At 72.4% G+C, this 17,589-nt stretch carries 15 protein-coding genes; 7 read left to right on the top strand and 8 right to left on the bottom strand.

Translation table 11 applies throughout. The features are described 5' to 3' along the window. Positions 1 to 106 precede the first annotated feature (106 nt). Entirely contained in the window at positions 107 to 595 is a 489-nt protein-coding gene (locus J7E88_RS10055; RefSeq protein WP_215179379.1) for a hypothetical protein, read from the bottom strand. A gap of 135 nt (positions 596 to 730) precedes the next feature. Between J7E88_RS10055 and J7E88_RS10050 the strand changes: the two genes are divergently transcribed. Next, a complete protein-coding gene (locus tag J7E88_RS10050; RefSeq protein WP_215179377.1) occupies positions 731 to 5,242 on the top strand; it encodes an HAD-IC family P-type ATPase in 4,512 nt (1,503 codons plus the stop codon). Between the two features lie 703 nt (positions 5,243 to 5,945). Here the strand turns inward: J7E88_RS10050 and J7E88_RS10045 are convergent. The 3 genes from J7E88_RS10045 to J7E88_RS10035 form a co-directional block, all read right to left on the bottom strand. Further along, on the bottom strand, positions 5,946 to 6,671 hold the full coding sequence (locus J7E88_RS10045) for a DUF6766 family protein (protein ID WP_215179375.1): 726 nt from the start codon (positions 6,669 to 6,671) through the stop codon (positions 5,946 to 5,948). A gap of 84 nt (positions 6,672 to 6,755) precedes the next feature. Next, positions 6,756 to 7,130: a hypothetical protein gene (locus J7E88_RS10040; protein ID WP_308307448.1), complete on the bottom strand. Its 375-nt coding sequence runs from the start codon at positions 7,128 to 7,130 to the stop codon at positions 6,756 to 6,758. Positions 7,131 to 7,332: 202 nt separating this feature from the next. Further along, the gene (locus tag J7E88_RS10035) at positions 7,333 to 7,845 is read right to left on the bottom strand and encodes an AAA family ATPase (RefSeq protein WP_308307447.1); all 513 of its coding nucleotides are present in this window, start codon (positions 7,843 to 7,845) and stop codon (positions 7,333 to 7,335) included. 126 nt (positions 7,846 to 7,971) lie between these two features. Between J7E88_RS10035 and J7E88_RS10030 the strand changes: the two genes are divergently transcribed. Next, on the top strand, positions 7,972 to 8,424 hold the full coding sequence (locus tag J7E88_RS10030; protein WP_215179369.1) for a YbhB/YbcL family Raf kinase inhibitor-like protein: 453 nt from the start codon (positions 7,972 to 7,974) through the stop codon (positions 8,422 to 8,424). Between the two features lie 59 nt (positions 8,425 to 8,483). Here J7E88_RS10030 and J7E88_RS37005 read toward each other — a convergent pair whose 3' ends face one another. Further along, positions 8,484 to 11,687: a CHAT domain-containing protein gene (locus J7E88_RS37005; protein ID WP_215179367.1), complete on the bottom strand. Its 3,204-nt coding sequence runs from the start codon at positions 11,685 to 11,687 to the stop codon at positions 8,484 to 8,486. Positions 11,688 to 11,762: 75 nt separating this feature from the next. Here J7E88_RS37005 and J7E88_RS10020 point away from each other — a divergent pair, with 75 nt between their 5' ends. The 4 genes from J7E88_RS10020 to J7E88_RS10005 all read left to right on the top strand — a co-directional run bounded on the left by J7E88_RS10020 (position 11,763) and on the right by J7E88_RS10005 (position 15,074). Beyond that, a complete protein-coding gene (locus J7E88_RS10020) occupies positions 11,763 to 12,113 on the top strand; it encodes a hypothetical protein (RefSeq protein WP_215179365.1) in 351 nt (116 codons plus the stop codon). Then, on the top strand, positions 12,110 to 12,751 hold the full coding sequence (locus tag J7E88_RS10015) for a hypothetical protein (RefSeq protein WP_215179363.1): 642 nt from the start codon (positions 12,110 to 12,112) through the stop codon (positions 12,749 to 12,751). Before J7E88_RS10020 ends, J7E88_RS10015 begins: the two co-directional genes overlap by 4 nt. Before the next feature lie 392 nt (positions 12,752 to 13,143). Beyond that, on the top strand, positions 13,144 to 14,367 hold the full coding sequence (locus tag J7E88_RS10010; RefSeq protein ID WP_215179361.1) for an MFS transporter: 1,224 nt from the start codon (positions 13,144 to 13,146) through the stop codon (positions 14,365 to 14,367). A gap of 485 nt (positions 14,368 to 14,852) precedes the next feature. Further along, positions 14,853 to 15,074: a hypothetical protein gene (locus tag J7E88_RS10005; RefSeq protein ID WP_215179360.1), complete on the top strand. Its 222-nt coding sequence runs from the start codon at positions 14,853 to 14,855 to the stop codon at positions 15,072 to 15,074. A 92-nt stretch (positions 15,075 to 15,166) separates the two neighbouring features. On the opposite strand, the gene J7E88_RS10000 is transcribed toward J7E88_RS10005, so the two are convergent. After that, a complete protein-coding gene (locus J7E88_RS10000; protein ID WP_215179358.1) occupies positions 15,167 to 15,808 on the bottom strand; it encodes an alpha/beta hydrolase in 642 nt (213 codons plus the stop codon). Between the two features lie 95 nt (positions 15,809 to 15,903). Here J7E88_RS10000 and J7E88_RS09995 point away from each other — a divergent pair, with 95 nt between their 5' ends. Next, on the top strand, positions 15,904 to 16,269 hold the full coding sequence (locus J7E88_RS09995; RefSeq protein WP_308307446.1) for a VOC family protein: 366 nt from the start codon (positions 15,904 to 15,906) through the stop codon (positions 16,267 to 16,269). Here J7E88_RS09995 and J7E88_RS09990 read toward each other — a convergent pair. Then, the gene (locus J7E88_RS09990) at positions 16,218 to 17,108 is read right to left on the bottom strand and encodes an SDR family oxidoreductase (RefSeq protein WP_215179354.1); all 891 of its coding nucleotides are present in this window, start codon (positions 17,106 to 17,108) and stop codon (positions 16,218 to 16,220) included. The genes J7E88_RS09995 and J7E88_RS09990 overlap by 52 nt on opposite strands. A 152-nt stretch (positions 17,109 to 17,260) precedes the next feature. After that, the gene (locus tag J7E88_RS09985; RefSeq protein WP_215179352.1) at positions 17,261 to 17,452 is read right to left on the bottom strand and encodes a hypothetical protein; all 192 of its coding nucleotides are present in this window, start codon (positions 17,450 to 17,452) and stop codon (positions 17,261 to 17,263) included. Positions 17,453 to 17,589 lie beyond the last annotated feature (137 nt).

Here is a 17,589-nt window from a genome sequence, read left to right as displayed (position 1 = left end):
CACCCACTGCCAAATCTGCACAAAAGCATTAAATGAATCATATAGGCAGGCGCATTCGAGGACCTTGCCCATCGCTTTGTACGGGCAGTCCGGGTACGGGGCAGGGCTATGCCCTGGCGCGGTCCTGCGCGGGGGCCATCGCTCCGCCGCGGCGGAGCACGGCGTAGCCGACGCCGATGCCGATCGCCACCGGCCATTCGATGACGTCCACGGCACCCAGGACGCCGAGGCCGACGTAGAGCGGCAGGCCGCCCTTCTTTGGGAGGACCTGGCGGGCGACCGCCACCGGTAGCAGCGCCGCGTTCGCCGCGCCGCTCGCGACACGGTCGAGGGAGGGGACGGTGACCGTGATCGTGCGCTGATCGCCGCTCTTCGACTGCGTCAGGGGGCCCGGATGCCTGGCGGCTTCCTTCGCCGTCGTCCCCGGTGGTTCCTTGGCGGACGTCTTGGCGGAGCCGGCCGCGTTCTTGCTGCGCGAACCCGCTCTCTTCGCCGTACTCGACTTCGTAGCCGTACCGGACTTCGGGGCCGTACCGGACTTCGGGGCCGTACCGGATTTCGAGGTGCGCTTGCGAGGTGTTGCGGAGGTGGCCACGGATCTCACATCCAAGGATGCGACATGGGCGGATTGTCTATAGTTCAGAGTATCCGTTCCGGGACGGTTGAACCGGCTGGGAGCGGCTACTCGGGCCGAGTTCGCGCCGCGACGACGGACCGGAGGCGTCTGCCCATGTCACCGCTGCCAGGTCTGCGCCTGTGGGCGCCCTCCCTGCTCGGGCCCATCGCGTCCGGCGTGACGTACGGCGTCGCGGCCGGTGTGCGGGGCGCCGCCGATGTGGCCAGTCAGTTGATGGGGCTGCCGCGGCGCGGCGTTTGGTGGCGGCCCGGGCGCTGTTACGTAGAGGTCCACGGGGTCCACGGTGCGGGCGGCGAGCGGGTCTCCCGGCGCGTGGAGCGGGCCTTGGAAGGGCATCCGGGAGTGCTGTGGGCGCGGGTGAACGCGCCGTCGGAGCGCGTCGTGGTGGCCGTCGCCTCGCCGCCTCCGCCCGAGCGCGAACTGGTCGCGCTCGTCGAGCGCGCGGAGGGTGAGATCGCGCCGCAGGCCGACGAGTTCGACGAGTGGTGCCCCGAGCCGCATCATCCGTGCGAGGGCCCGAAGACCCGCCAGTCGGTGCCCGCGCTGGCCGCCGACACGGTCGGCCTCGGCATCTCCGCCATGAGGCAGGTCGCTCCGTGGTTCAGGCTGCCGCCGGAGCTGGCGGCGCTCACCGGCGCCCTCCAGTACCACCCGCGGCTTCGGCATCTGGTCACCGCGGTCAGCAGCGCCGAGCAGGCCGAATCGGTGCTGCCGGTGATCAGCGCGCTGACCCAGGGGGTCGCCACGCGCGGTGGTGGACTCGCCCTCGACGTACTCGAACGTGTAGCCCAGTGGCGGGAAGCCACCGCCGAGGGCAAGGCGTGGGAGGAGGCGGAACCCCGGCTCGTGCGCGGACCGGCCGATGCCTCGGCCGAGCCGATCGTGATCGACCGGGCCGGTCCGTCTCCTATGGACACGACGGACCGGTACGCCGAGCGCGCCGCGGCCGCGGGCCTGGCGGTGGGCGCCCTCGCGGCGCCCTTCGCCGGGCCCCGCCGGGCACTGGCCGTCGCCCTCTCCGCCGTACCGAAGGCTCCGGATGCCGGCCGGGAGGGCTTCGCCACCCATCTCGGCAGGTCCCTGGCGATGCGGGGCGTCGTGACCATGGACCGGGGCGCACTCCGCCGCCTCGGGCAGGTGGACACCGTGGTCCTGGACGAGGACGCGCTGCGCAGCGACCAGTACGAGCCCGTGGACCTGGAACTCCTCAGCGGCGCCGATCCCGAACGCACCGCGGAGCGGCTCTTCGGCCTCTTCGACGCGGACGCGCCGCTGGGTGTCGTGCGCGACGACGACGGCTGGGTGCTGGGCCCCCTCGACGAGTTGGACCTGACCGGCCGCACCGGCCGCCAGGCCGAGGGGCGGCTGCGCCGCCGTGGCAGCGAGCGGGTGCTCGGCCTGGCCAAGGGCCGCCGGCTCCAGGCCGTGGCGGGACTCGCCACGCAGACGGCACCCGGCGCGGAGGCCGTCACCGCTGCGGCCCGCCGTGCCGGGGCACGGGTGGTGCTGGCCACCGACCGTAGCTCTCCGACATTCTCGTTCGCCGACGCGGTGGTACCCGCGGGCGGCCGCCTCGTCGCCTCGGTGCGCGGCCTTCAGGCCGACGGCGCGGTCGTCCTGCTCGTCTCCGGCAACCGCCGGGCGCTGGGCGCTGCGGACTGCGGCGTCGGCGTCCACCAGGAGGACGAACCCCCGGCCTGGGGCGCGCACTTGATCGTCGGCTCCGACCTCGAATCGGCGGGGCTGATCGTGGACGCCGTCGGCATGGCGGCCCGGGTCGACCGGGACAGTGCCGTACTCGCAGCGGGTGGCAGCGGCGTCGGCGCGGTGGCCGCGCTGCGTGCCCGTCCCCCGCAGGCGACCGCGCGGGCGATGGCGGTGGGGACCACCGCCGGGAGCCTGGCCTTCTGTCTGGGGAACTGGCGGGCCCGGCAGTTGCTCGCCCGCCCCCTCGCTCCGCCCGTGACGCGGGTTCCCTGGCACCTGATGCCCACCGACCGGGTGCTGGAGCGGCTGCGTACCACCGCCGACGGCCTGACCGCAGAAGAGGCGGCAGCTCGTGGCGGCGCCGGTCCGGGCGGGAGCAGCGGGAACGAGCCGACCCGCCTCACGCTCCCGTCCGCCTTCATCGAGGAACTGGCCAACCCCCTGACCCCCGTCCTGGCCGGCGGCGCAGCCCTGGCGACCGCCGTGGGCTCGCGCACCGACGCCGGGCTGGTGGCTGCCATCACCGGCAGCTCCGCGCTCATCGGCGGTATTCAGCGGGTCCGCACGGAGCGGGCTCTCGCCGAGCTGTTCGCGCGCTCCGCGATCGGCGCACGCGTACGCCGGGGAGGCCGCGAGCGGCTGGTCACGGCGGGCGAACTGGTGGAGGGCGACATCATCCTGCTGCGGCCGGAGGACGTCGTTCCCGCGGACTGCCGACTACTGGAGACCGAGGGGCTGGAGGTCGACGAGTCGTCGCTGACCGGGGAATCGCTCGCCGTCGGCAAGGCCACGGCACCGGTGGTCGCCACGGACCTCACCGGCCGCCGTTCGATGGTGTACGAGGGCACCACGATCTCGGCCGGGCGGGCTGTGGCCGTGGTGGTGGCGACCGGATCGAACACCGAAGTGGGGCGCAGTCTCGCCACCGCACGGCAGGCCGCGCCCGAAACCGGTGTGGAGGCCCGGCTCGCGTCGCTCACCCGGGCCAGCCTGCCCCTGGCGATCGGGTCGGCCGGTGCGGTGGCGGCGTCCGGTCTGCTGCACGGGCGCTCACTGGCCGACAACCTCGCATCGGCGGTCAACCTGGCCGTCGCCTCCGTGCCGGAAGGGCTGCCGTTCCTGGTCAACGCGGCCCAACTGGCCGCCGCGCGGCGCCTGGCCGACCTCGGAGCTCTCGTCCGCAACCCGCGCACCATCGAGGCGCTCGGCCGCGCCGATGTCCTCTGCTTCGACAAGACCGGCACGCTCACGGAGGGCAGACTCCAGCTCGCAGCGGTGAGCGACGGCACTGACGGAGGCGACAACGCGGCGAGCGGGGACGACGAGGCCGGAAGCGAGGGCGGCGCCCTGCCGCTGGACCGGCTCGACACCTCGCGCAAGCACGTGCTCGCCGCCGCGCTGCGGGCCACGCCGCCGGCCCGGCAGGCGGAGCCCATGGCGCACCAGACCGACCGCGCCGTGACGGCAGGCGCGCGCAGCGCGAAGGTCGGCGCCCGGCACGGCGCCGCGCGCTGGCGGCGCCTGGAAACCTTGCCCTTCGAGCCGTCGCGGGCGTACCACGCGACGTCCGGGCACGACGCGCACGGCCTGCTGCTGAGTGTGAAGGGAGCCCCGGAGAACGTACTGGAACGGTGCGCCGAGCACAGGGAGACCGGCGGCAAGGACACCGCGCTGGACGACGGTGCGCTCACCCGGCTGACCGCCGAGGCGGAACGGCTTGCGGGCGCCGGGCGCCGGGTGCTGGCCGTGGCCGAGCGCCGTATGGACGCGGATGAGGACCTGACCGACGAGAGCGTGCGGGACCTGGTGTTCCTGGGCTTCATCACGCTGGCCGATCCGGTCCGGGCGGGCGCCGCGCCCGCTACCGCGCGGCTGCGGGAGGCGGGCGTGCACACGGTGATGCTGACCGGCGACCACCCGGCCACCGCCGACGCCATCGCCTCCACGATCAGCGACGTCACGGATCCGAAGGTCTGCACCGGCGCCGAGCTGGACGAGCTCGACGACGCCGGACTCGACGCGCTGCTGCCGACGGTGGACGTGATCGCCCGGTGCAGCCCGCATCACAAGGTCCGTATCGTCCAGGCGTACCAACGCGTCGGCCGGGTCGTGGCGATGACCGGCGACGGCGCCAATGACGCACCGGCCATCCGGCTCGCGGACATCGGCATCGCCCTGGGCCGCCGCGGCACCCCGGCCGCCACCGCCGCCGCCGACCTGGTGGTCAGCGACGACCGACTGGAGACGATCGTCTCGGCGCTGATGGAGGGCCGGGCCATGTGGGCGTCGGTGAGGACCGCGCTCGGCATTCTCATCGGCGGCAATCTGGGCGAGGTGACCTTCAGCGTGATCATCTCCGCGCTCACCGGCAGCACGCCGCTCAACGCCCGCCAGATCATGCTGGTGAACCTGCTGACCGACCTGGCGCCGTCCCTGGCCATCGCCGTGCGCGAGCCGACCGGACAGACCGGCGAACGGCTCCTGGAGGAGGGCCCGCACCGCTCCCTCGGGACCGCGCTGACCAACGAGATGCTGCTGCGCGGAGTCATCACCGCCACCGGAGCGGGTCTGGCCTGGGGCGGGGCGCGTCTGACGGGCAGGGGCCGCCGCGCCAGTACGGTGGCGCTCGCCGCGGTCGTCGGCACGCAGCTGGCGCAGACGCTCGCCACCGGCGGCCTGGATCGCCACGTCCTGGCCGCGAGTTTGGGCTCCGCGGCGGTGCTGGCCGCCGTCATCCAGACGCCGGGCATCAGCCAGTTCTTCGGCTGTACGCCGCTGGGGCCGGTGGCCTGGGGCATCGCGTTGGGCGCGATCGCCACGGCCACTTTGCTGGGCACGGTCATCTCTCCGCTCGTGACGAAAGCGGGAGCGTATGAGGGGGCCCGAGCGGGGGCATGAGCCCGGGCAAGCGAAAGCCCCCGGCACGCGGCTGCAATAAACCGGGGGTTTCGCTCAGCCACTCCAATGGGAGCGCTTGGAGTTAACCCTGCCACTGTGGCACCCCGTGCGGCGGCGGCGCGGTGCCGCCACGGGTGCGCTCACCCGGATGGACGCTGCTCACCGTGCAGACGGCCCACGCCGAACCCCACGTTCCCCCACACCGCAGACCACGCCCACAGCCACGCCGCCGACTTCGGACATCGCCGTCGCCCCCGTCCCTGCTAGATGCTCTGTCGGCATCCTCCCGTAACACCGCCGGAAACACCGGCGCGTGGGAGCCGGCGGAGTGCACCGGCGCACCTGAATCTCCGACAGGCCCGGTACGGCGGATGCCTTACCCGGCCCGCGTCTGTTTCCCTGTTTGCCGCGCGATGGTGTGCCGCGGTCCGAAGGGTCAGCAGGCATGGCCGAACCTCGTTCCCCGGGCTCCTCCACAATCCGGACGCGAGCGGCCCGAGGAGACCGACGACGCACCTCAGCCCGACCGCACCACGCCGTCACGGACCGATGGAGAAGACGGCTCGGACAACGACGACAGCGACGACAGCGACTCCTGGGAACTGTCGTCAGACGGCGACTGAGCCGTGCCCGAGGGGCGCGAAGGAGGTGTGCACCCCGGGGCGCTCCTGGGTTCGTACACATCGATGTACGTCCCCAGTCCCTAGCCCTCGACGCCCGTCGCCGTGTCCGCTGCGCCCACCGGCTTGGACTCGGGTGAGCCGCGTTGCCGCAAATAGATCGAGAGGACGGCCATCGAGGCGACGGCCAGCAGTTCGGACTGCCAGTTCTGCAGGGTGCGACTCCAGAAGTCCGCGGAGGACAGATATTCGTCCCAGCCTGTCGGGGCCTGCAGCCGGCGCAGTTGCTGCTCGTTGTAGGCGGCCACGCCGGTAACGGACTGAACCAGCCACGACAGCAGGAAAACACCGCCCATGACCAACCCCAGAGAGCGCGAATAGACGAGACCGCGCCAGTCCTTGGCCGCGGCCCATCGAGGGGATTCCTTCTTGGCGTGCTCTCCGACCATCTGGTCCTTGTCGGACTCGGTGCCTTCCCTGCCCAGCTCCTTGGACTCCGGCGAACCGCGCTGCACCAGCCAGACGGTGGCGAAGATGAAGAGGAAGAACTGCAGGTACTCCGACTGCCAGTTCTCGGTGACGTCCACCGCGAAGTCGGACGACGCCAGGTAAGCGGCGAAGCTGACGGGTGCGAACCCGTCGGCGACCAACTGGTTGTTGAACTCGGCGTGGCCGGCTAGCGCCTGTCCCGCCAAGGCGAGCAGAAAGCCGGTGAGGAACGTCAGGGTCAGGCTGTTGTGGCGCAGGAACCGCCGGACACCGTGCTCGTCCCGTCCGGTGTTCTTCCCCCGCGCAGGTGTGCTGCTCATCGGTGCATCAGTCCCAACACCGCGAAGTACGCCAACCCGCCGGCGATCAGCAGCAGCGTTCCGATGAACAGCGTCCTCATGGCGTCACCCGCCCTTGATCTCACACTGGTAGGGCCTCTCATGACGCGGCAGGCATCCGGCGGCGGTCACCCTCCACCCGGTGGGGAAATGCGCCAGGAAGACGGTGTCGTGCTCCAGCACCACCCTGGCCTGGTCGCCGTATACGTCCACGTGCCGCACGTCGCCGGCCGGGGAAACGTCTTCCTCGCCGATCGCCCGCTCGCACCGGCTTCCGGCCGACTGCTCCAGCTCCTCGCGGGTGGCGGGCGCAAGCGCGTTGCAGAGCCGCGCATGCTCTCCCGCCCCCAGCGCGCGCTCGAACCGGATGACCTCCGCCGTTACCGCATCACGCCGCTCGGGAAGCGTTCCGCACGCACTCGCTGTGACAACAACGGCCACCGCTGCGACCCCGGGCCCGTACCACCGTCCTGGCATCCTGCCTCCCGCAGCGGTTGGGGCAGGTCCCGCCCACCCGGCCGATCGTGTGAAAGCAGTTACCCGCTCATCGGACAACTACTCCCTTACCAGCGCAAACCGTACGATGCCAAAGGAGCGACGCCGAACCCCGTGCGCCCCTTGTCATATGGCGGTCGATCAGGCGTCAGTCCCGGCCGGGCTGCTCGGTGCGGTGCTCTGCCATCCGCACACGGAACCCGCCAGCACCGTCGAACCGCACTTCGTGCACAGCGTCGAACCCGTCGGTGAGGGCCGGTCTGCGCAGCCGCCGGAGTGTGGCGCGGACGCCGACGTCCGGCACCCGTTCCCCGCCCTCCCGGACGGCGTTGCGCAGCAGGGAGCCTTCGACGTCCGGGGGGAACCAGTACGCGGTCGCCGTCGCCCCTCGGGCGTGGGCCAGGGCGATCAGCGGCTGCCATTCGTCCGGCGACGGGTTGGCGTTGTCCACGGCCACCGGCGTACCCGCCGAGAGTGCCTGGGCCACGAGGCGCATCTGCCGCTGCTGCTTGTTCCGCGCAGAGCGAGGGAACAGGTCCTTGCTCACCAGTGCGTACGCGTCGGCGAGGCAGCGCCGGTAGAAGGTCGACTTGCCGGCGGCCTGCAGTCCGACGAGCACCGCGACATCCAGCGGCCTCGCATTCCCGAGCGTCGGGGCCACCTCCTCCTTCGAGAGCGTCGCGTCCGCACGGAACGTACGAGTGCCCGGACCGGTCCAGGAGGAACGGAACCCCCACTTGGCCCTCCACGCTCGTCGGCGGTGCCGACCGGCGGTACAGCTGGCTACATGGCTGGAATCGAACTTCTCAGTGCTGCGTTCAACGACCATGCGTTGATCCCGCAACGCTACGCACGCGACGGCGAGAACACCTCTCCGCCGCTCACCTGGTCCGGCGTGCCCGACGGCACCGCGGAACTGCTGCTGCTCTGCGAGGACCCCGACGCGCCCTCCGGCACCTTCCTGCACTGGCTCGTCACGGGCATCAGCCCGGCCGACGGCGCCGTGGACGCCGGCGAATCTCCCGCCGGTGGGACCCCCCGCACCAACGGCTACGGCGAAACGGGCTGGGGCGGTCCGCAACCACCCGTCGGAGACAAGGCCCACCGCTACTTCTTCCGCCTCTACGCCCTGCCCGAGCCCGTGACTCTCCCCGACAACGCCACCGCCGACGACGTGCACCGTGCGGTGGACAAGGCCCAGCTGGCCAGCGGCACGATCGTCGGCATGTACCAGCGCTGAGCATGCCGACCGGCTGCCCCGGACAGGTGCCCCTGGCGCGCCGCCGCTGGAAGCGGGCCCTACGGGCCGTCGTGCACGAAAGGCGCCCAGAGCGTCGGGTCGGTCGGATGGGCGTCCCGGAGCGCGGCGACCGCGTGGTGCAGGGCCACGGCAGCGTCTGCCGAGTCCCTGCCGCCCAAGGCGCCGAGATGCCGGTAGAAGTCGGCGGCGACGGCGGGAGCGGCCCGGTCGGAGACCGCCCACAGCGTGGCCACGACATGGCGGAAACCGGCCATCCGGAGGGCGGCCGCGGTGTGGATGGCCTCGTCGGGGAGCGCTCCGCTGCCCAGGCGGGTGTGGCAGGCGGAGAGGAACGCCAAGTCCGCCCGGTCCAGGCGCAGGTCCTTGAAGTCGAGCACGTTCAGGTCACCGTCCCGCAGACACAGGCCCGAGGTGGCCGGGGACACCATGTCGAGACTGCCGTGGCAGGCGAAGTGCACCCAGGCGTGGGCGGGCAGCCGCTTTCGCACCGCGGCCACGGTCGCGGCGTCGTCGGCCAGCACCGTCAGCCGCTTGCGGCCGAGGGCGTCCTGCAGTGCCCGGAGTTCCTCGGCCACGCCGGGCAGCGGGGCGTGGCCGCGTTGGGTGTCCGTCAGCGCGACGGCCAGCAGCCGGGGACGGGGGTCCGCCTGCCGTCGTCGGGCGTCGACGAGTGCCGAAAGGGTGGTGGTGTAGGACGACACCACCGCGTACGGCAGTCCGGACGGTTTCGTCGGGTCCGTACCGGTGCGCGGGTAGCGTCCTGCCGCGTGCAGGGGCAACGGCACGAGTGAGGCCGTGGGGCACCACCACAGGCGTGGCGGCTTCGTGGACTCGGGCGGCCACGCCAGCCGGTCGAGGACGGGGCGGGCGATGTGTTCCCACAGCCACTCCAGTGTGTCGTGCACGGTGTGCCGTGCACGTTCCCTGGTCAGGCCCGTGGCTCCGGGTGCCGTCGCCTCGGCCAGGCGGGCCAGGTAGGTGTTGGTGACCGCGTCCATACGCGGGACGTCCACGCCGGGCAGCGGTACGACGTCGACCCGCCCGCCCGGCAGCACGAGAATCGCGTCGCATCGGATCGTGCTGATGTTGACGATGACCACCGGGCCCTCCGCGGCCGCGGCGGCGAGTGCGTCGAACGGGGCGGGGGCGAGGAACGTCGCGAGACCGGGCATGCCGCGGACCCGGTCGAGCAGCCGCGTCCACCGGCGGGCCAGGCGCATGCGCGTCTCCGCGTCGAGCCCGCGGCCGTCGTTCAGGGTGGCGCGGACCTCCTCCAACTCCTCCGCCAGCGCGGGTTCCCGCACGGCGAGGGACTCAAGGTCGCCGCGCAGATGCAGCGTGGAGCGCCACAGCACCGAGCGGCCTTGTTCCAGCAGTTCCACGGCCAGCTCGGGCTGCCCGGCCGCGATCGCCAGGGCCGCCGCGTCCCTCGGCATCGCCGCGCCGCCTTGAAGCCGCTTCTCCTGGTCGGCACGGTCGAGGCCGGTCCAGCCCATGTCCCGCAGCAAAGACACCGCGACGCGCGCTCCTTCCAGGGCGTCGGCCGTGTCGCCGGCCTCCCACGCCACACCGGCCCAGATCTGCGTCGCGAGGAGGCGGTCCTTGGCCGACGACCCGGCCGCGTGCGCCGCGGCTCGTACCGCCGCCAGTCCCGCGGCACGGTCGGCGTCGGCCGCATCGCGCAGGGAGCGGACGATCAGCGCTCCCCCCAGCCCGGTCATCACCTCGGCGTAGACCACATCGGTCTCTTCGCATGCCGCGGCGGCCGCCGTGAAGGCGTCCACCGCCTCGGTCACCGCGGCGTCCGCGCGCGCGTCGTTGTCGTCGACGGCGAGGAGCAACCGGCCGAGCGTGCGCTGTGCCTCGACCTTCACCGCACCGCTCACAGCGGTGGCGGCCGCCTCCCGTGCCGCCTCGATGGCGTCGTCGTGCTGGCCCGCCTCTCGCAGGGCGACGGCCAGGTGGATCAGCAGGACGGGGCGCGCGGCATGCGCCGGCGGCACCGCCGCCACCGCACGCCGGGTGGCGTCGACATCAGCGGGGCCGGTGGCGTACACGGCCTGGATCAGCGTCTGAGGGTGGTCTGCGGGCGCGGCCCGTAACGCGTCGTGGGCTTTTTCGGCCGCGACGTGGGCCTCGCGCCGATCCTCGGACGTGCCGGTGAGTCCGGCCCGGTTGCGCAGTGCCGCCGCGAGGTTCGTGGCGGCCAGCGCGCGATGCTCCGGGCTGTCGGCCGCGGTCACGGCGGCGCGCAGTGCGGTGACGGCCCCGTCCAGGTCGTCCGGTGATCCCCGCCGGGCGCCGCGCAGTTTGAGGGCCGTCCCCAGGTTGATGCAGGACACCACGTCGCCGGAGCGCTCGGCTGCGGCGCGCCCCAGTGCGACCGTTTCGTCCAGGTCGACTTCCGTGTCGGTGTGGAAGGCCAGGGAGCACAGGGCTGCGGAGAGACTCGACTCGAGCGCCGCCCTCGCGTGCGCCGGACCACCGGACTGCGACAGCGCCTGCCGGCCGATGTCCACTGCCGAACGCAACGGGTCGACGTCGCCCGTGGCCTCGGAGCGGATGCGGAGCAGGGCGATCGCGGCCTGTGTGGCGCTCAGGCGCTCCGGGGCGCCGGGCGGCAGTGCCGACAGCACGTCCTGGGCCACGGCGACGGCCTCGTCCAGGTCGGCGAGGTGGCCTCTCAGGTCGTATCTGCAGCGCAGGATGTCGCGGAGGTCGGCCTGCATCTCCGTCCGCCGCGGGTGCTCGGCCGGCGCCAGCCGCGCGGCTTCGCGGTTCAGGTTGACGGCCCGCACGAGGGCGGCGTCGTTGCCGGTGGCCATGAAGAGCCTGTACGCCGTCTCCGCTTCCGCGTGCAGCACCGCCGGCTCCGGCGTCCCCGTGGGGGGCCGCGAGGCGGTCAGCAGCCGCAGGTTGGCCGCGGCTTGGGGGTGGCCCTGCCCTGCCGCGATCCGGAACCAGGCCCCGGCCTCCGGGTCACCGGCATTGTGGAGCAGTACGCCGAGGTTGTTCGCGGCCTCCGGATGCCCGGCCCTGTGCGCGCGCACGTACCAGCAGCGGGCGTCGGCGGTGCGTCCTGCCCGCTCGGCCAGCAGCCCCAGGTTGTACATCCCGTTGAAGTCGCCGTGCTCCACGGAGGCGAGGAAGGCGCGTTCGGCCTCCGCCGTGCGGCCGTGGCGGTCCAGTTCCGCACCGTACTCGGCCCACCGCAGCCCCTGGTGTTCCTGACTTCCGCCCACCGTCATGCGTCCCCCGCCCCCGAAGATGGTGCGAACAGCATCCCAGGGCGGGCGGCCGCTCACTAGAGTGTCGCCATGTCCGAGGGAGCATCCCCTGCGTTTCGCGCCACCACCGACATCGAGTGGACCGAGCGCGCCTTCCGGTCCCTGGAGGACCGGCGACTCACCGTCGCGGCCCACGACGCGGGCGGCGTACCGGCGTTCGTGGTGGCCGGACCGTGCCCGCGGTGCGAGCACCATCTCGTCGACCGGCAGGTCTCCGTCGCGCTCACCGGCCTGACGGGCGCTCAGCGCCAGGTGAACGGCGCTGTGCTGGACGTGGTGGTGCTGGACGTCACCTGTGGTTGCGGAACCGCACACCAGGACGCACCCGAGGGCGTGACGGGGTGCGGAGCCAGCTTCCGTATAGAGCTGGACACTTCGTGAACCTCCGTCCCCGCATGCCCGGCCGGCCGCCCACGCAGACGGACCTAGCCGAACGGGACCGCTTCCAAGTGCTCGTACGGGACTCGCTCCCCGCCGTCCGCGCCAGCGCGGAGGCGTGGCGCAACGGCCTCGCCGCCTTCATCGCCCTTCTCGGCACGGCCGTCGTGATCAAGGGCAGGGCCACCACCGCTGAACTGCCGGCCGATTGGCGGCTGGCCGTCACACTCCTCGTCGGGGGAGGGCTCGCCCTCGCCGTGGTGGGACTGTGGCACGCCCTGGCCGCCCAGGCGGGGACGCGGCCGCTGGCCGTCACCCTGGCCGACATCCATCGTGACCATGGATCGGTGGACGGCTTCGAGGTCGCCACGGCGATGCGGGCGGCGCGGCGGCTCACCCTCGCCCGCCGCACGGTTGCCTGTGCGCTCGCCTTCCTGTTCGCAGGTACGGTTCTCACCTGGTGGGCGCCGGGTCCCCGGCCCGCGTCCGTGCAGGTCACCCATGGCGAAAGGACGACCTGCGGAACCCTGCTCTCGGCGGACGGCGGCCGCCTGCGCGTCTCGGTGAGGGGCCGCTCCCGTCCGGTGGACATCCCGTTGTCCGCGGTCGAGAACATGGCCGTGGCCGGCAACTGCCCCTGAACTTGTCTCTCAACCGGTTCGCCCGCGTTCGGTGCCCACCTTGTGAGGGGTAGGGCGGCTGACGCTTGGCCGGTGGCGAGGACTCGGTCCAGGCGCAGTCGCCGTCCCAGGCCGCCTTTACCTGCCGGGGGGGACGGCGGCCTGCCGGTGGCGGGCACGACGGCCGCCCTAGCGCCAGGGCCCGACCGGCCAGCAGGTCATCTGCACCGTGTCCGAGGGATGCGTGGCGTCCTCTCCCCCGACGACCCGGGCACAGGGCCTGAACACCCCTGGAGGCGAGGGCAATTCGGGGTGAGGTGGGAACACCGCGCGCGGCGGGGCACGGGGCCGGCCGCTAGAATGAGCGCATCGGCCTTCGGCGTGCCCCGTGCGTGCATCCGGAGGCTTTTTTCATGCCTTCAGACACCTCCGCGCCCAAGGCGCCCACCACCTCCGGTTATCGGGACCTGCTCCGCAACAGGGAGTTCACCGGCCTGTACGCCGGCTTCACCCTGTCGGCCACCGGGAGCACCTTGTCGGGCTTCGCGCTCGCCACACTGGTCGACCATCAGACCCACTCCCCGTTCCTGACGGCCCTGAGCATGTACGGCGCCACATTCGCCACGGTGCTCGGTGCGTTGACACTGATGTCGGTTGCGGACGGGCGCCGGCCTCGCCGGACCATCGTCTCCCTCCAGTTCGCCTCCGTGGTCGGCGTTGCCGCACAGGCGATCCCTGGCCTGCCGTTGACCGCCCGTTTCGGACTGCTGCTGATGCTGGGGTTCTTCCAGTCGTTGGGGACAGGCGCGCGGATGGGGTTGCTCGCCGAGGTGGTGGCGAACCATGCCTATGCGTCGGCACGGTCGCTGATGAACATCACTTCCGGTGGCATGGCGATCCTCGGCTACGCCGCCGGTGCCGTACTGCTGCAATACGTGAGCCCCCAAGGTGTCTTCGCCGTGGCCGCCGTTGTGACCGGAGTCGAACTGGTCGTAGGGGCTGCGACCGTCCGGGAACACTCGGTCCGCCTCACGCCTCGCCCCGGACTGCGTCAGACCTGGAGAACGAACGTCGCGCTCTTCTCCCGCTCCGGGCCGCGGGCGCTGCTGCTGAATCTGTGGGTCCCCAATGGTCTGATCGTCGGCTGCGAGGCCCTGTTCGTCTCCTACGACCCGGGGAACGCGGGGCCCTTGCTGGCCGCCGGTTCGGCGGGCATGCTGCTCGGGGACGTGACCGTCGGCCGGCTGCTCACCGCCGACCGGCGACGCCGCTGCGCGTTCGCCCTGCGGCTGCTGCTGGCCGTCCCCTTCCTGCTGTTCGCCGTCCACCCGCCCGTTCTTGTCGCGGCGGCGGCGGTGTTCGCGGCGAGTGTCGGGTTCGCGGCCGCCCTGCCTTTGCAGGAGCAGCTTCTCGAGGTGACGGCCGGCCCGGTCCGCGGCCAGGTCCAGGGCGTGGAGTCCGCGGGCCGGATGACGTGGCAGGGCATCGGCGCCGCGATCGCGGGCGGCATCGCCCAGTTCCTCGCTCCCGGCGCCGCGATGGCTGCCGTCGCCGCGGTCTCCGTCGCGGTCACCGTCGTCTCCCGGCCGTACGTGGTCAGGGCCCGCACCGTCGGGATCGACGAGGCCGGCGCGTGAAACTGCCACTCGTCGGGTCGATGGCGGCCCCGTGCCCTCCAGCACCTTCGCCGGCCTGTCCGCCGGGGCGCCTGCCCGCGCCCGCTCCCCCGGTGCCGCTCGCCCAGGCCCACCCCCCGGATCACAGGTGCCGTCGCCTGGGCCCACGCTGCCGACGCCGACACCGTCGTTCACGACTTCGTCCGCTGCTGCCTGGACAGCACAGCACCGCACCGGGTCAACTGAAGGGAGAGAGCCGCGAAGGGTGTGCGAACAGGCGTACGGGATCAATGTGCGCCCCACATCGGTCCCGTGCTGCGCAGGGCCCGAACCGCCCGCGCCGCGCAACGACGCACGACCGGCCGTCCTGCCTGGTCACCGTGGTCTCCGTTAAACCACTCCGGCCGCCTTTCCGCCGTTCGGCCTATCCCCGTTGGTCCGTTCAGTCGAGGGGGGCTCCCATAGGGAGCGGGTCGCTTGCCGGACCACGACAGAAAGGCACGCCGATGTACGAGATGCGGGCCGAGGCCACAGCCGACCGAGGCGAACTCATCTGGCATGTCATCACCAAGGGCACGCCTGCCAGCCCCCTGTGCGGAGTCCGCCGGGATCTGCACGCCGTGGCACCAGAGCTGGAGGCGGCCGTCGAACGCTACTGCGCCTCCTGCATGACCGCCTTCAGCACGGCACTACAGGCCACCACGCTGAAAGGTTCGACCGGCGCGTGAGGACCGACCTACGCGCCGTGCGAGGCTCCGCGGGAAGGCCCGCGGAGCCTCGCGCCGAGCCGTGGCGCTCCCGGCACGTACGCGCGCGGTGCTCAGTCGGCTGCGACGCAGTCCGCCCGGGACGCGGGAGCGGCCGCGACGATGCGCACCGTCGGGTCCAGGCACCACTGCAGTACGGCGGGCCAGGGGCCGTAACCGGCCTCGAGGTCCAGATGGGCACCGCCGGGCAAGATGTCGGTGTCCAGGCCCAGCGGCGTCGCGAAGGCTTCCCTCGCGCCCTGCGGGCAGTAGGGATCATTGTCGGAGGCCACCACCCGGGACCCCGCGGGCGCCGCCGCCGCGACGTGCTCGGCAGTCGCTCCCGGATGGGCGAACGCGGTGATCTCCGGAAAGCCGGCCACCTTCTCCGAGGCCGGAGGAGCCACCAGCAGTACGCGCGCGGCCAGGACCTGGCCGGGACGGCGGGCCACGGCATGCAGCCACAGCAGACAGCCGAGGCTGTGGCAGATCACCACGACGTCCCTGCCCCGTAGGGCGGCGAGCCGCTCGTCGAGTACGTCGAGCCACGCCTGGAGGTCCGGCTGATCGGGGTCCGGTAGCTGGGGGTAGTACGCGTCGTGACCGGCGTCGGTGAGCTGTGCGTCGAGCCGGCGCAGCCAGTGCCCGTCCGGGCGGTGGTGCTCCCAGCCGTGGAGCAACAGGAAGGCGGGACGGGCAGGGGCGTCGAGGGGCATCTCGGTCTCACGATCTGTGCGCGGCCCGGCATGCGCACGACGCGGGATCCGGCGCCTGCGGGGCGTGACTTCCACGAACGCCGTTGTCCTGTGGTGTGACTCGCGCTTTCTACCAGCGCGGGGAAACGGTCGGCAAAGTCGTTGTCGGCTGCCGGGCCGAGCGCACGCGAAGGAGGACCGGGCCCGAGGAGCGGATCGCCGCGGCGATCGCCGCAGGCGGCCGAGTGGTGTCCGATGGGTATGTGCTGTCGCACTGGGTGGTGGCCGATCCCGAGGGCAACGAGGCCTGCGTCGGCACGTACGGCCGGACCGGGCCCGAGCCCGGCCGGGGTGAAGCCCTCGCCGGACGGGACGTAAAAGGGCTCGGGGCACCGGAGGGGGAGCCCGGGCCGGGCGCGACCATGCAGGCTCATGGCAGGGGCGTACCGCCCGTGGCGTTCACGATCTCCGCCGTGATGTAGGTCGCCTGCGGTGAGGCGAGGAAGACGTACGCGGGCGCCATCTCGGCCGGCTGCGCGGGCCGCCCCAGCGGTGACTTTTTGCCGAACTCGACCGTGTCCGGCATCGTCGCCGGGATCAGCGGCGTCCACACCGGCCCCGGTGCGACGGCGTTGACCCGGATGCCGTCCGGCGCCACCATCTGCGCCAGCCCCTGGGTGAAGGTGACGATCGCGCCCTTCGTCATGGCGTAGTCCAGCAGGTGAGGGCTCGGCTTGTACGCCTGGACGGACGTGGAGTTGATGATGCAACCGCCCCGCGGCATGTGGGGCAGGGCCATCTTCGACAGCCAGAACATGCCGTACAGGTTGGTGCGCACGACGCGGTCGAACTGTTCCGTGGAGATGGCGCTGATGCCGTCCGGCTGGGACATCTGGTAGGCGGCGTTGTTCACCAGGATGTCGATCCGTCCGAACTCCTCCACCGCGCGTCCGACGAGCCGGCGGCACTGCTCCTCCTCGCGGATGTCGCACGCCACCGGGATCGCCTTGCGTCCGGCGTCCTCGACCAGGGCTCGTGTCTGCCGGGCCTCGTCCTCCTCCTCGGGCAGATGGGTGAAGAGCACGTCCGCGCCCTCACGCGCGAAGGCGAGGGCGACAGCTCGGCCGATGCCCGAGTCGCCGCCGGTGAGGACCGCTTTCAGGTCGCGCAGGAGGCCGCTGCCCCGGTAGCTCTCCTCACCGTGATCGGGCGGCGGGTCCATCGGCCCGGTCCACCCCGGGTGTTCCTGGTCCTGCTGCGGGAATTCCGGCTGGGGGTACCGGGATCCGGGATCCCGGCTGGCAGGGTTCTCCTCGCGCACGGGGGCCTCCTTCTGCTCGGCTGCGGCGGTGGTGTCACCCGCCTACCCTCCAGACCACCACAAACACCCGCAAATGGGACTGGCCCGGGGGGGTCGGTATGCCGATCGAACCGATCGAACCGGCCGAACCGGCCGAACCGGCCGAGGGGCGCTCAGCGGTGCCGCCTGCGATCGGGTTTCTGAACGGATTCCTGGACCCGCTCCCCCGGCCGCAGTGCGTCCGCCGCCTCGCGGTCGCCGCTGTCGTCGTCGTGAAGCCGGGTCCCGGCGTCCTCGAACTCGTGCAGGATCTCGTCGGCTGCCGTGCGCGGCCTCTGGTCCCGGTGTGTCTTGTCGTGGGCCATCGTCGGTCTCCCATACCGTGTCGAGCGCCGGGCCACCTGCCCGGCGCACCTCCCGACGGGTGCCCGCATGGCGACGCTCGAAGCATGCGGCACGCGGGGCGTGACACGGAACCGCCGTGCGCGCCCGGTACGCTCCG

Source organism: Streptomyces sp. ISL-10, from assembly GCF_018614575.1.
Taxonomy (GTDB): Bacteria; Actinomycetota; Actinomycetes; order Streptomycetales; family Streptomycetaceae; genus Streptomyces.
This window is presented reverse-complemented; position numbering and strand designations above follow the sequence as displayed.

Bases quoted from the DNA above. Each gene is read 5' to 3' on its own strand.
- J7E88_RS10050 (WP_215179377.1), top strand. From the start codon at position 731: ATGTCACCGCTGCCAGGTCTGCGCCTGTGGGCGCCCTCCCTGCTCGGG.
- J7E88_RS10045 (WP_215179375.1), bottom strand. From the start codon at position 6,671: ATGAGCAGCACACCTGCGCGGGGGAAGAACACCGGACGGGACGAGCAC.
- J7E88_RS10030 (WP_215179369.1), top strand. From the start codon at position 7,972: ATGGCTGGAATCGAACTTCTCAGTGCTGCGTTCAACGACCATGCGTTG.
- J7E88_RS10020 (WP_215179365.1), top strand. From the start codon at position 11,763: ATGTCCGAGGGAGCATCCCCTGCGTTTCGCGCCACCACCGACATCGAG.
- J7E88_RS10010 (WP_215179361.1), top strand. From the start codon at position 13,144: ATGCCTTCAGACACCTCCGCGCCCAAGGCGCCCACCACCTCCGGTTAT.
- J7E88_RS10005 (WP_215179360.1), top strand. From the start codon at position 14,853: ATGTACGAGATGCGGGCCGAGGCCACAGCCGACCGAGGCGAACTCATC.
- J7E88_RS10000 (WP_215179358.1), bottom strand. From the start codon at position 15,808: ATGCCCCTCGACGCCCCTGCCCGTCCCGCCTTCCTGTTGCTCCACGGC.
- J7E88_RS09985 (WP_215179352.1), bottom strand. From the start codon at position 17,452: ATGGCCCACGACAAGACACACCGGGACCAGAGGCCGCGCACGGCAGCC.